Here is a 13,007-nt window from a genome sequence, read left to right as displayed (position 1 = left end):
TTATATATTAAATGCAGTTTTAACTTTGTCAACAAAGTCTAGTTTTTCCCATGTAAATAATTCAACTGTAACTGTTTTTGGCTCTCCGTTTGGAAGACTGAATGTCTTGGTAACTGTTTCAGGAGTTCTTCCCATGTGACCATATGCAGCAGTTTCACTATAAATAGGGTTTCTTAACTTTAACCTTTGTTCGATGAAATACGGACGCATGTCAAAAATTTCTTCAACAACTTTGCTTATTTCTCCATCAGTCATCTTTAAAGTAGACGTTCCATAAGTATTTACGTTTATAGAAGTGGGCTGAGCTACGCCAATAGCGTAAGATACCTGTACTAATACTTCTTCACATAATCCAGCTGCAACTAGGTTTTTAGCGATATGACGTGTTGCATAAGCGGCAGAACGGTCAACTTTGCTAGGGTCTTTTCCAGAAAAAGCGCCACCACCATGAGCTCCTTTTCCACCGTAAGTGTCAACAATAATTTTTCTTCCTGTTAGTCCTGTATCTCCGTGAGGTCCACCAATTACAAATACACCTGTTGGGTTAATGTGGTAGGTAATGTCATCATTGAAGAAATGAGCATATTGAGGATATTGTGCTTTTATTCTTGGAATTAAAATTGAAATTAAATCACTCTTAATTTTTACTAACATTTTATTTTCTGCAGCAATCTTGTCTTCTTTACTGTTCGATTTTGGTTTTACAAAATCATCATGTTGAGTAGAAATTACAATGGCATCAATTCTAACGGGTTTATTGTCATCAGAATATTCTAAAGTTACTTGAGATTTTGCATCAGGACGCAAATAAGTAATTGCTGTATTTTCTCTCCTTAAGTTAGCTAATTCAATTAACAAAGCATGAGATAGGTCTAATGCAAGCGGCATATAGTTCTCAGTTTCATTAGTTGCATATCCAAACATCATTCCTTGATCTCCAGCTCCTTGTTCTTCTTTGTTTGCTTTATCAACACCTTGATTAATATCTGATGATTGTTCGTGAATAGCAGAAAGTACACCACACGAATCAGCTTCAAACATATATTCGCTTTTAGTGTAGCCAATTTTGCGAATTACTTCTCTAGCGATTTGTTGAACATCTAAATAAGTATCTGACTTTACTTCTCCAGCTAAAATTACTTGACCAGTAGTTACAAGTGTTTCACATGCAACCTTAGATTCAGGATCAAATGCTAGGAAATTATCGATTAATGCGTCACTAATTTGGTCTGCAACTTTGTCAGGATGTCCTTCACTTACAGATTCTGACGTAAATAAATAAGCCATAATATAATTTGTTTTAAAATTAATAGTTAGGAAGAAAAAAATAAGATTGCGTGTAAATACTAAAGGAGGGATTGATTCTGCTTTAGCATTTTTTTAACGAGGTTGCAATCAGTCAAATTTTTCCTCTTATTTCTTTAGCAAATTTATAAAATCAAATTGGATTTTAGTTACATATTGTCTTTTTTTATTTTTTACCTAAATTCTATTTTGTTGGTTTATTTTTCGGACTTAAATGATATTCTTAGAATAAAAAACTAAAATAAGTATTTAAAATAATAAAATTTAGAAAAATTAACTGTAAATTTTATTTATAAAGAAAATAAATCTATTTTTACACTGTTTATAAATATAATGATTGTTATCACGAAAGCTGGAGGGATTAGACCTAACGAAAGCTTAGCAACCCTATTCTTGTAGAAGGTGCTACATTCTATTCCGAATTTATCGGAAAAAGATAACTCAATGAAATTCTTTCTAGTTTCTTGACGACAATTTTTTAAGTAGATATATATGTCAAAAAAATTAAGAAACTATCTGAAGTTGTAAAATGCGGTTTACCTTTTGTGCTTTAAAGAAGATGTCGATTTTGTTGAAGCTAATATATTTAGAGATAACTACTGAATTCTGATTGAAATGAAAAATAATAAAATAAAAAGTAAAAAATGGCGAAATTTTAAAATAGGATTTAAACTATTTTGTAAAGATGTCAATAAGCACTACAAGAGAATAAATGAGGAGTTGTATAATTAATTCCACAAACTACTTTATAATTGACAATATTAAAGAATATAATGGTTTACGTCAGAAATATATTTCAAATTTAAAATATATTTGATAGGTTTTTAGGATATAATATTTTTTAGGGAAAATAGTTATTTTTACAAATAAGTCAGTATATCGTTAAATTACAGTATTGAATTATTAATTTTATTTATAAATTACATTTTTATTGAATTATATTTACAAATAATGTTAATATTTTGTTTCAAAATCTGTTAAAATCATTTTTAATTGACGATTTTATTTTTTATTTAGCGAAAAAAGTGGTAAGTTTATAATGTTAAACTATTAAAACAAATGCCATGAAGAAAATTATATTAACCTTAGTTTTTTTATTCGTTGCGCAATTTAATTATGCAATTGAGAATGATACTATATTGCTTAATCAAGCAAGAAAAGCTTATTTGGTTAAAGATTACACTTTAGCTATAAAAGAATATAAAAAATATTTAAATTCTCCAGGTGCTAAAGATTTTAAAAATGTATATCTTGAAATTGCTAACTGCTATTACAATAATAATGATAAAGACAGAGCAGTTAAATATGTAAAGGAAGCAATAACGAAGCATGGTTTAACAGAAGATGCATTTATTTATAGCCAAGTTATTGATTCAGCACTTTCAAAGTATGCTTTATCGGTTATTTATTATGATTTAGATAAGATGCAAAATCAATATATTGCAACTTTGGACTAAAAAAAGTAGAAAACTGATGAGATAAATCCATTATATCAATTGATGTAATGGATTTATTTTTTTGCTGTCATTTCTCTAAACACAGTTTCAATATTTTTATCCTTCGAATTTAATTGAAGTGTCTTTAATCCATTTTCTTTAGCAAAGTCAAAAACTACAGAACGCATATCCTGGTCACTTGTAAAAGTAAGTTCCCAAACCATATCATGAGTATTTTTGTAAGAAGTTAAATTGGGTAATTTTTTGATGAATTGTTCTTCAATTTTTAAATCAAACTCTACAACAATTGTTTGTTCTGTACTTTCAGATATTTGATTTAATTTTTTATCAGTTACAATTTTACCATTATTAATAATAATGATTCTATCACAAATTGCTTCGACTTCTTGCATGATGTGCGTAGAAAGAAAAACGGTTTTGTTTTTCCCAATATTTTTTATCAATTCTCTAATTTCAACTAATTGATTTGGATCAAGTCCAGTAGTAGGTTCGTCTAAGATTAAAACTTCAGGATCATGTAAAAGAGCACAAGCAAGTCCAACTCTTTGACGGTATCCTTTAGATAATTCTCCTATTTTCTTATTGCTTTCTGGAGTTAATCCGGTTAATGCAATAACTTCTTCAATTCTAGATTTTGGAGTTTTATAAACATCTGCATTAAAAGCTAAATATTCTCTAATGTATAAGTCTAAGTATAAAGGATTGTGTTCAGGTAAATATCCAACAGACTTTTGAACAGCTTTCGGATTGTCAATTACATCATTATCATTTACTAATGCTTTTCCTTCATCTGCAGAAATATAGGTCGTTAAAATTTTCATTAAAGTAGATTTTCCAGCACCATTCGGACCCAAAAAACCAACAATTTCTCCTTTTGAAATAGAAAAACTGACATTATCTAGTGCTTTTTGTTCTCCGTAATTCTTGGAAACATTTAAAACTTCTATCGACATATTTATAAAATTGATAAGCAAAAGTAATTAAAAAAGAAAATACTTTGTACATTTGTTAAATCAATAACAAAAAAGATTTTGAATAATTCTAAATTTTACAACAATTCATTTTATTTCTTCTGGAAAAGAAGAATGGATTGTTATGGTGTTAATTGATTGAAAAATCGAATTTAATATAAAACTATACAATCCCGATGCAAATCGGGATTTTTTTTGCTTAAAAATGATTGAATGCCAACAAGCTAATTAATAAATAAGTTATAATTTTACAATATCAATAGAATTATGGAGAATAATAAAGAAATGAGAACGTGGTTAGATGATTTTAAATTAGATCATCCTTTAGTTATTGCAGGACCATGTAGTGCAGAAACCGAAGCGCAGGTTTTAAATATTGCAAATGAATTAAAAAATTCAGATGTTTCTATTTTTAGAGCTGGAATTTGGAAACCAAGAACAAGACCAGGAGGTTTTGAAGGAGTTGGTGCTATAGGTCTTAAATGGTTGCAAAAAGCAAAAGAGGAAACAGGTTTATTAATGTCTACTGAAGTGGCAACAGCTGCTCATGTTAAATTAGCTTTAGAGCACAATATTGATGTTTTATGGATTGGAGCTCGAACAGCAGCAAATCCATTTGCAGTTCAAGAAATAGCAGATGCTTTAAATGGAACCGATAAAATAGTTTTGTTAAAAAACCCAGTGAATCCTGATTTGTCATTATGGATTGGTGGATTAGAGCGTTTATATAATGCTAATATTAAAAAATTAGGAGTTATACACAGAGGCTTTTCTACTTATGAAAAAACAAAATATCGTAATAATCCAGAATGGCAAGTGGCTATTGATTTTCAAAATCGTTTCCCAGATGTGCCATTAATTTGTGATCCTTCACATATTACAGGAAAAAGAGACATGATTCATGAAGTTTGCCAGCAAGCTTTAGACTTAAATTACGACGGATTAATTATTGAAACACATACTGATCCAGAAAATGCTTGGAGTGATGCTGCACAGCAAGTTACTCCAACTGCTCTAAAACAAATATTTATTGATTTAAAAGTCCGTAAAGAAACGGATGAAGCAGATGAATATAATATTAAATTAGCAAAGTTTAGAGCACAGATAGATGTTTATGATGAAAAAATATTAGAGATTTCTGGGAATAGAATGAAGATTGCAGATCAAATCGGACTACTTAAAAGAGAAAAAAATGTTGCAATTCTTCAAAATAAAAGATGGAATGAAATTTTAGGCAAAATGATATTGGAAGGCGAATCTAAAGGATTAAGTGAAGAGTTTGTGCTAAAGTTATTTAAAGCTATTCATCAAGAAAGTATTAATCATCAGGAAAAAATAGTGAATAAATAAAATTCTAAATTATTGAAATAATTTTTGTAATATCGCTTATTAAACATAGAAAATTAACAAATCCAAAAAAATGAAAAAAATTCTAATTTTAGCAGTATTATTTTTTACTGCATTTGCAAGTGCTCAAGTTGATAAAATTTACAAGCACAATGGTGAAACAGTTGACGGTAAAGTATTAAGAGTAGAAGAATATACTATTGTTTTTGTATACGATGGTGAAGAAGCTGAAAATACTTTAGGTAAATATTCAATTGAAAAAATAGTTTACGGAAAAAGTAAAAGAACAGAAGAAGTAACTGAAAAAATTGTAGTTAATGGAGAGGCTGATTGGGCTAATGTAGTAATATTAGAGGATAAGTCTTATATCGCTGGTTTAACTAAAGTAGATGAGGTTAGAGGTAAAACAGGATTAATTAACTACCATACAGGTAATACAGGAGACAAAAAAGCAGAAATGAAATTAAAAAAAGAAGCTGCAAAAATGAAATGTCCTTTTATTTTGCAAACTGCAGATAAATCTACTGTTGGAGCAAGTTCTAATTCATTAGGAGGTTCTCAAGTTATTAAAAAAGGGATTGGATATAAATATTAATATCTAACTTAAAACATATTTAAAAGACCACTTAATAGTGGTCTTTTTTATTTATAATTTTTTAACAAGAAAGACTATCTTTGTTCTTATTAATAAAACTGGTTTTAGTTTTCATGAAAGGAATCGTATATAAATCTACTGGAAGTTGGTACACTGTAAAAGCAGAAAGTGGTACTTTTTACGAATGTAGAATAAAAGGAAAGTTCAGATTACAAGGAATTAAAAGCACTAATCCTATAGCTGTTGGAGATGTTGTTGAATTCGACTTAGATACTACTTCTGATGTTGAAAACGGTTTGATTCATACAATACACGACCGAAAGAATTACATTGTTAGAAAATCGGTAAATCTTTCCAAGCAAACACATATTATTGCTTCAAATATTGATTTGGGATTTTTATTGGTCACAATTAATAATCCACCTACTACAACAAGTTTTATTGATCGTTTTTTGGTTACAGCTGAAGCATATGGAATTGAAGCGGTATTAATTTTCAACAAAATCGACACTTTTAATGAAGATGCTTCTGACGAACAATTATACTTACAATACACTTATTCTCAAATAGGTTATAAATGCTTACGAGTTTCAGCATTAGAAAACAAAGGAATAGATGAACTTAAGGCTTTGATGGCTAATAAAACAGCTATGTTTTCTGGACATTCGGGTGTTGGTAAGTCTACATTAGTTAATACATTAGAGCCAGGTTTAAATTTAAAAACTAAGAAAATTTCTGATTCACATTCACAAGGGCAACATACTACAACATTTGCAGAAATGTTTGACTTATCTTTTGGTAATGCTAAAATTATTGACACACCAGGAATTAGAGGTTTTGGAGTTGTAGATATGGATAAACAAGAAATTGGCGATTATTTCCCTGAATTTTTTGCATTAAAAGAACAATGTAAATTCAATAATTGCCTGCATAAAGACGAACCAAAATGCGCGGTTAAAGATGCATTAGAGAAAGATGAAATTGCATGGTCTCGTTATAAAAGTTATATTCAAATTTTAGAAGGAGATGAGGAACACTATCGCGCGGATGTTTATGACGCAGATAGAAAAGCAAGTGATGAAACGAGAAAATCGTAAAGAATGAAAGTTGTAATTCAAAGAGTTTTGGAATCTTCTGTAACTATTGATAATCAAATCGAAGCCCAAATTCAAAAAGGATTATTGGTTTTAGTTGGAATTGAAGATACTGATTCTAAAGAAGATATCGACTGGCTGATATCTAAAATAGCAAATCTCCGCATTTTTGAAGATGAAAATAAAGTGATGAATCTTTCAATAAAAGATATAAATGGTGAAATGATTATTGTTTCACAGTTTACTTTACACGCTGCTACAAAAAAAGGGAATCGTCCTAGTTATATAAAAGCTGCCAAACCTGATGTTGCAATTCCACTTTATGAAGAATTTGTGAAACAAATGGAAGCAGAATTAGATAAAAAAGTGCAAACTGGTCAATTTGGTGCAGATATGAAAGTTTCATTAATTAACGATGGGCCTGTGACTATAATTATTGATTCAAAAAACAAAGAGTAATGAACATAAAAAATTCGCAACTAGAAGTTGACACTTGGATAAAAGAACACGGAGTTCGTTATTTTAACGAGTTAACGAATATGGCGCAGCTTACTGAAGAAGTTGGTGAAGTTGCACGTATTATTGCACGTCGTTATGGTGAACAATCTGAAAAAGAAAGCGATAAAAACAAAGATTTAGGAGAAGAACTTGCCGATGTTGTTTTTGTCGTAATGTGTCTAGCCAATCAGACAGGAGTGGACTTACAAGCCGCTTTTGATAAAAAGATGGATTTGAAAACCAAACGTGATCACGACCGTCATCATAATAACGAAAAATTAAAGTAGTGAATATCTGCCTTCAGCTTTCTAAAGTAAATAAAAGTTCAACAATAAAAATTACGGGATCTAAATCGGAAACCAATAGATTGTTATTGCTTCAAGCTTTATATAAAAATATTAAATTAGAAAATAGTTCAAAGTCCGATGATTCTGATGCAATGCAAATGGCATTACTTTCTGGAGCTGAAATAATTGACATTCATCATGCAGGGACAGCTATGCGATTCCTTACGGCTTTTTTTGCTGTTCAAGAAGGAAGAGAAGTCGTTTTAACTGGCTCATCAAGAATGAAAGAGCGACCAATTAAAATTTTGGTTGAAGCACTTCAACAACTTGGAGTAATTATAACTTATGAAGAAAATGAAGGTTTTCCGCCAATTAGAATTAAAGGGCAAAAACTAACTCAATGCAAAGTTTCACTTCCGGCAAATGTAAGCAGCCAATATATTTCTGCACTTTTGTTAATTGCTCCCAAATTAGAAAACGGATTAGAATTGACTTTGGAAGGAGAAATTACATCTATTCCTTATATAAAAATGACTTTAGCTTTGTTAAATGAAATTGGAATTGAAACTTCTTTTGAAAAAAACATTATCAAAGTAGCGCCAAAATCATTAATTAGTAATCATGATATATCAATTGAAAGTGATTGGAGTTCGGCTTCTTATTTTTATTCAGTTGTTGCTCTTTCTGAAATTGGGACACAAATTACACTTTCAAATTATAAAATAAATAGTATTCAAGGTGATTCAACATTAGTAGAAATTTATAAAGATTTCGGAGTAGAAACAGCTTTCAATAACGACAAATCAATAACAATTTCAAAAACTAATAATTGTCAATATTCAATTGTTAACCGTCAATTAAACAACTGTCCTGATATTGCCCAAACCATTGCAGTAACTTGTTTCGGATTAGGAATAGGTTGTAATTTAACAGGTTTAGATACTTTAAAAATTAAAGAAACAGATCGCCTTGAAGCTTTGAAAATAGAATTAACTAAACTTGGAGCGTATGTTGCGGTTACAAATGATAGTTTAACTTTAACAACTTCATCAGAAATTAATAAAAACATTTCAATAGCAACCTATCAAGATCATAGAATGGCTATGGCATTTGCGCCTTTAGCATTAAAAGTTCCCATTATAATTGAAGATGCTGAGGTTGTTTCAAAGTCATTTCCCGTTTTTTGGGAAGATCTAGAAAAGATAGGTTTTAAAACCGACGGGGTATAGTAAACAAAGGGTTTTTGAAAATAAACCTCATTTTACTTGACAACGCCTATTTCACAGTCGTATATTTGCATTCGCTTTTAGAATAGAGTCACATCTAAAATTCTAAATTCTAACATCTAAATTGTATATATGAAATTATCTCATTTCCATTTTAATTTGCCAGATGAATTATTGGCAGAATTTCCAGCAGAAAATCGCGACGAGTCAAGATTAATGGTGGTGCATAGAAAAACAGGTCAAATAGAGCACAAACAGTTTAAGGATTTGATTGATTATTTTGACGATGGAGATGTAATGGTCTTAAATAACACTAAAGTTTTCCCAGCAAGATTATTTGGAAACAAAGAGAAAACAGGTGCTAGAATTGAAGTTTTCTTACTTAGAGAATTAAATGCAGAGCAACGTTTGTGGGATGTTTTGGTAGATCCGGCTCGTAAAATTAGAATTGGTAATAAATTATATTTTGGTGATGATGAAACTTTAGTTGCTGAAGTTATTGACAACACAACTTCTAGAGGTAGAACTTTACGTTTCTTATATGATGGTTCATATGAAGAATTTAGAGCTAAATTATTAGAACTTGGTGAGACTCCAATACCTAAATATATTGAAAGAGAAGTTACGCCAGAAGATGCAGAACGCTACCAAACAATATATGCTAAAGTTGAAGGTGCAGTTGCAGCTCCAACAGCAGGATTACATTTTTCTAAACATTTATTAAAAAGATTAGAAATTAAAGGGATTGATTTTGCAGAAGTAACACTACATGTAGGATTAGGTACTTTTAATCCTGTTGAGGTTGAAGATTTATCAAAGCATAAAATGGATTCTGAGGAAATGGATATTTCTCAAGAGGCTTGTGATATTATTAATGGAGCTAGAACTAAAAAGAAAAAAGTGTGTTGTATAGGTACTACATCTATGCGTGCAATGGAAAGTTCAGTATCTTCAAAAAGAACTTTAAATCCATATACAGGTTGGACAAATAAATTTATTTTCCCTCCTTATGAGTTCAGTTTGGCAGATGCTATGGTTACAAATTTCCATATCCCTAAGTCTACTTTGTTAATGCAAGTTTCAGCTTTTTGTGGTCACGATTTATTGAAAAAGGCTTATGCAGAAGCAATTGAACAAAAATACAAATTCTATACTTATGGAGATGCAATGTTAATATTGTAAAACAATTCATATTATAAATAAAAAAATCGCGTCTATTTGATGCGATTTTTTTATTTATAACTATTGGCTTTCACCTTTCTTATTTTATACTTATTTTTACCTTTTATAAAATAAGCCTCAAATGAAATTTGAAAACACTTTAGAATTCGCACAACAACTTGACAATCAAGACGAGTTAAGTAAATATAGAGAAGAATTTATTTTCCCTCAAATAAACAATAAAGATGTAATCTATTTTACAGGAAACTCTTTAGGATTACAGCCAAAAAGTGCAAAAAAATATGTTGATCAGGTAATGGATGATTGGGCTAATTTAGCTGTAGAAGGTCATTTTTATGCTGATAAACCTTGGTGGGATTATCACGAAAGGTTTTGTCAGCCTTTAAGTGAAATTGTTGGAGCAAAACCAACTGAAGTCGGTGTAATGAATACTTTAACGGTAAATTTACATTTACTCATGGTTTCCTTTTATAATCCTACGCTAAAAAAATATAAAATTATTTGCGAAGAAAAAGCATTTCCTTCAGATCAATATATGTTTCAATCGCAAGTCGATTTTCATTCTAAAGGTATTGGTTTTGATAAAAATGAAGCAATTGTTGAAATCAAGCGCAGAGAAGGAGAACATAATATTCGTTTAGAAGATGTTCTTGCTAAAATTGAAGAAGTTGGAGATGAGTTAGCTTTAGTTTTAATAGGTGGGGTTAACTACTATACGGGTCAAGTTTTTGATATGAAAACTATTACAGAAGCAGGTCATCAAGTAGGAGCGTATGTTGGTTGGGACCTTGCACATGCAGCAGGTAATATAGAATTAGAATTAAACAAATGGGGAGTTGATTTTGCGGCTTGGTGTAGTTATAAATACATGAATTCTGGGCCTGGAAATGCTTCAGGATATTTTGTTCATGAAAAACATCATAATGACAAAGAATTAAGTCGTTTTGCGGGTTGGTGGGGACATAATAAGGAACGCCGTTTTTTAATGGAACCAAAATTTGATGCGGCTCAAAGTGCCGATGGATGGCAAATTAGTAATTTGCCTATTTTATCAATGGCGCCTTACTTAGCTTCAGTAGATATGTTTGCAGAAATAGGAATGAAAAAATTGGTTGCGAAAAGAAATCTAATCACTTCTTATTTAGAATTTATTTTACATGAAATTGATGCTGAGTTAGAAGAAACAGAATTTGAAATTTTAACACCTGCTAACCAGGAAGAAAGAGGCTGTCAATTGTCTGTTTACTTACATGGACAAGGAAAGGAGTTATTTACATATTTAATGGAAAACGGAGTTGTAACGGATTGGCGTGAGCCAAATGTAATTCGTTTCGCACCAGTTCCACTGTATACTTCTTTTGAAGACATGTATAAATTTGGACAGATTTTAAAACAAGGGATTTTATCTAAATAACTTCATTAAAAATGACAAAACAACAAATCATAAATACTTTTGACCCAAGTCAACCAGGATTAGCAGATGCAACCGTCTTTGGATTGCCATTTTCTGCAGAGCAAAGTGAAATAATTGTAATCCCTGTTCCATGGGAAGTTACGGTTAGTTATGGTGCTGGTGCTTCGGAAGGACCTAATGCTATATTAGATGCTTCTTTTCAAGTAGATTTAAATCATCAAGAGTTTCCAGAGTTATGGAAATTAGGAATCTTTATGGACGAAGTTCCGTCACATTGGGCGACGAATTCTGAAAAATATAAAAGTCTTGCTCAGCCTATTATTGAAGCACAAGAAAATGGAGAAGACATTTCAATTTTCCCAGCTCTTCAGTCAGATTTAGATAAAATAAATAAGATTTGTAGAGAATTACATACTGAAGTAAAAGAAAGAGTTCAGTATTGGATGAGTAAAGGGAAAAAAGTGGTTTTATTAGGTGGAGATCATTCAACACCACTTGGCTATTATGAAGCATTGGCATCTCAACATGAAAACTTTGGAATTTTACATCTTGATGCACATATGGACTTAAGAATTGCATATGAACAATTTACTTATTCACATGCTTCAATTATGTACAATGCTTTGAAACTACCACAAATTTCTAAAATCGTACAAGTTGGAATTAGAGATTTCTGTGAGCAAGAAGTAGAAGTAGTAAAAAATGAAAATGGGCGTGTATTAGTTCATACAGATACTGATTTAAAAAAACAATTGTTTGAAGGGAATACATGGCAGCATTTATGTGATAATATCATAAATTCTTTACCTAGAAAAGTTTGCGTTTCATTTGATATTGATGGAATGGATGCTTTGTATTGCCCAAATACAGGCACTCCGGTTCCGGGAGGTTTTACTTATGAAATGGCAACATATTTATTAAGTAGGTTAGCAGATTCAAATAAAGAAATTATAGGTTTTGATTTAGTAGAAGTTGCACCAGGTGAAAATGGAGATTGGGATGGAAATGTAGGGGCAAGAATGTTATTCCATATGTGCGGAATGTTAGCTAAATCTCAAAAAATGAATGTTGGAAAAAAAATTGAATTCAAAAAATAATTTTTATTACATAACTTTTTATCAGAATTATGTAACTTATTATCTTGGAAATCGTGCTAATTTTGAAATGTAATTTAAAATTAAGATTATGAAAAAGGTAGTAATGATATTGGTAGTGGTTTTGTCTTTAGTTTCATGTAAAAATCATGATGCAGAAATGGAAGTTGAAAAACAGCAAACAATTGACTCAATAAATGTAGCTCAAGAAAAACAACGAGTTATTGATTCAATGATAGTAGTAACAACAAGTCAAAAAGAAGTGATTTATGTAAATAACAATGCTCAACCGGTAACTCAAAAACGTAAAGGAATGAGTAATGCTGCTAAAGGGGCCTTAATTGGTGCTGGTGTTGGCGCTGCAACTGGTGCAATTGTTAGTGAGAAAAAAGGAACTGGTGCAATTATTGGCGGTTTAGCTGGAGCAGGAGTTGGAGCAGGAACGGGTGCTATTATTGATTCAAAGAAAGAATAACAAGAGGTTTATTTATTTTAAATAAGAGTTGCTTATAAGCAACTCTTATTTGTTTAGAAAAG

Annotated in this window: 13 protein-coding genes and 1 riboswitch; of the genes, 11 read left to right on the top strand and 2 right to left on the bottom strand. The window is 30.7% G+C overall.

Annotated elements, in window-relative coordinates; all coding sequences use genetic code 11:
• Positions 1 to 1,287 (bottom strand): methionine adenosyltransferase, encoded by a 1,287-nt coding sequence (metK, locus tag UXY25_RS09650; RefSeq protein WP_320815810.1) that lies wholly within the window; start codon positions 1,285 to 1,287, stop codon positions 1 to 3.
• A gap of 355 nt (positions 1,288 to 1,642) precedes the next feature.
• A riboswitch (SAM riboswitch) is annotated at positions 1,643 to 1,748 on the top strand.
• 621 nt (positions 1,749 to 2,369) lie between these two features.
• Here metK and UXY25_RS09645 point away from each other — a divergent pair.
• Complete coding sequence (locus UXY25_RS09645) at positions 2,370 to 2,762, top strand: hypothetical protein (RefSeq protein ID WP_320815809.1); 393 nt, start codon at positions 2,370 to 2,372, stop codon at positions 2,760 to 2,762.
• A gap of 53 nt (positions 2,763 to 2,815) precedes the next feature.
• Here the strand turns inward: UXY25_RS09645 and gldA are convergent, their stop codons facing one another.
• On the bottom strand, positions 2,816 to 3,715 hold the full coding sequence (gene gldA / locus UXY25_RS09640; RefSeq protein WP_320815808.1) for a gliding motility-associated ABC transporter ATP-binding subunit GldA: 900 nt from the start codon (positions 3,713 to 3,715) through the stop codon (positions 2,816 to 2,818).
• Between the two features lie 285 nt (positions 3,716 to 4,000).
• Here gldA and UXY25_RS09635 point away from each other — a divergent pair, with 285 nt between their 5' ends.
• The 10 genes from UXY25_RS09635 (at position 4,001) to UXY25_RS09590 (ending at position 12,945) form a co-directional block, all read left to right on the top strand.
• Complete coding sequence (locus UXY25_RS09635) at positions 4,001 to 5,083, top strand: bifunctional 3-deoxy-7-phosphoheptulonate synthase/chorismate mutase type II (protein WP_320815807.1); 1,083 nt, start codon at positions 4,001 to 4,003, stop codon at positions 5,081 to 5,083.
• A 70-nt stretch (positions 5,084 to 5,153) separates the two neighbouring features.
• Positions 5,154 to 5,675 carry a hypothetical protein gene (locus UXY25_RS09630; protein WP_320815806.1) on the top strand — a complete coding sequence of 174 codons (522 nt, stop codon included), beginning with the start codon at positions 5,154 to 5,156 and terminating at the stop codon, positions 5,673 to 5,675.
• A gap of 113 nt (positions 5,676 to 5,788) precedes the next feature.
• Complete coding sequence (gene rsgA / locus UXY25_RS09625; protein WP_320815805.1) at positions 5,789 to 6,772, top strand: ribosome small subunit-dependent GTPase A; 984 nt, start codon at positions 5,789 to 5,791, stop codon at positions 6,770 to 6,772.
• Positions 6,773 to 6,775: 3 nt separating this feature from the next.
• Positions 6,776 to 7,228 carry a D-aminoacyl-tRNA deacylase gene (gene dtd, locus UXY25_RS09620; protein WP_320815804.1) on the top strand — a complete coding sequence of 151 codons (453 nt, stop codon included), beginning with the start codon at positions 6,776 to 6,778 and terminating at the stop codon, positions 7,226 to 7,228.
• Positions 7,228 to 7,554 (top strand): nucleotide pyrophosphohydrolase, encoded by a 327-nt coding sequence (locus tag UXY25_RS09615; protein WP_320815803.1) that lies wholly within the window; start codon positions 7,228 to 7,230, stop codon positions 7,552 to 7,554. Before dtd ends, UXY25_RS09615 begins: the two co-directional genes overlap by 1 nt.
• Positions 7,554 to 8,783 (top strand): 3-phosphoshikimate 1-carboxyvinyltransferase, encoded by a 1,230-nt coding sequence (aroA, locus tag UXY25_RS09610; RefSeq protein WP_320815802.1) that lies wholly within the window; start codon positions 7,554 to 7,556, stop codon positions 8,781 to 8,783. The genes UXY25_RS09615 and aroA overlap by 1 nt, the downstream gene beginning before the upstream one ends.
• Positions 8,784 to 8,912: 129 nt before the next feature.
• Entirely contained in the window at positions 8,913 to 9,962 is a 1,050-nt protein-coding gene (gene queA, locus UXY25_RS09605) for a tRNA preQ1(34) S-adenosylmethionine ribosyltransferase-isomerase QueA (RefSeq protein WP_320815801.1), read from the top strand.
• Positions 9,963 to 10,083: 121 nt separating this feature from the next.
• A complete protein-coding gene (gene kynU / locus UXY25_RS09600; RefSeq protein WP_320815800.1) occupies positions 10,084 to 11,376 on the top strand; it encodes a kynureninase in 1,293 nt (430 codons plus the stop codon).
• Positions 11,377 to 11,387: 11 nt separating this feature from the next.
• Positions 11,388 to 12,473: an agmatinase family protein gene (locus UXY25_RS09595; protein ID WP_320815799.1), complete on the top strand. Its 1,086-nt coding sequence runs from the start codon at positions 11,388 to 11,390 to the stop codon at positions 12,471 to 12,473.
• Between the two features lie 88 nt (positions 12,474 to 12,561).
• Positions 12,562 to 12,945 carry a YMGG-like glycine zipper-containing protein gene (locus UXY25_RS09590; RefSeq protein WP_320815798.1) on the top strand — a complete coding sequence of 128 codons (384 nt, stop codon included), beginning with the start codon at positions 12,562 to 12,564 and terminating at the stop codon, positions 12,943 to 12,945.
• The last annotated feature ends 62 nt before the right edge of the window (positions 12,946 to 13,007 follow it).

The organism is Flavobacterium sp., assembly GCF_034111225.1.
Classification (GTDB): domain Bacteria; phylum Bacteroidota; class Bacteroidia; order Flavobacteriales; family Flavobacteriaceae; genus Flavobacterium.
This window is presented reverse-complemented; position numbering and strand designations above follow the sequence as displayed.

Excerpts from the sequence above, each read along its gene's own strand:
- UXY25_RS09630 (WP_320815806.1), top strand. The coding sequence starts at position 5,154 with ATGAAAAAAATTCTAATTTTAGCAGTATTATTTTTTACTGCATTTGCA.
- UXY25_RS09595 (WP_320815799.1), top strand. The coding sequence starts at position 11,388 with ATGACAAAACAACAAATCATAAATACTTTTGACCCAAGTCAACCAGGA.
- queA (WP_320815801.1), top strand. The coding sequence starts at position 8,913 with ATGAAATTATCTCATTTCCATTTTAATTTGCCAGATGAATTATTGGCA.
- kynU (WP_320815800.1), top strand. The coding sequence starts at position 10,084 with ATGAAATTTGAAAACACTTTAGAATTCGCACAACAACTTGACAATCAA.
- UXY25_RS09590 (WP_320815798.1), top strand. The coding sequence starts at position 12,562 with ATGAAAAAGGTAGTAATGATATTGGTAGTGGTTTTGTCTTTAGTTTCA.
- UXY25_RS09645 (WP_320815809.1), top strand. The coding sequence starts at position 2,370 with ATGAAGAAAATTATATTAACCTTAGTTTTTTTATTCGTTGCGCAATTT.
- UXY25_RS09615 (WP_320815803.1), top strand. The coding sequence starts at position 7,228 with ATGAACATAAAAAATTCGCAACTAGAAGTTGACACTTGGATAAAAGAA.
- gldA (WP_320815808.1), bottom strand. The coding sequence starts at position 3,715 with ATGTCGATAGAAGTTTTAAATGTTTCCAAGAATTACGGAGAACAAAAA.
- rsgA (WP_320815805.1), top strand. The coding sequence starts at position 5,789 with ATGAAAGGAATCGTATATAAATCTACTGGAAGTTGGTACACTGTAAAA.
- metK (WP_320815810.1), bottom strand. The coding sequence starts at position 1,287 with ATGGCTTATTTATTTACGTCAGAATCTGTAAGTGAAGGACATCCTGAC.
- dtd (WP_320815804.1), top strand. The coding sequence starts at position 6,776 with ATGAAAGTTGTAATTCAAAGAGTTTTGGAATCTTCTGTAACTATTGAT.
- UXY25_RS09635 (WP_320815807.1), top strand. The coding sequence starts at position 4,001 with ATGGAGAATAATAAAGAAATGAGAACGTGGTTAGATGATTTTAAATTA.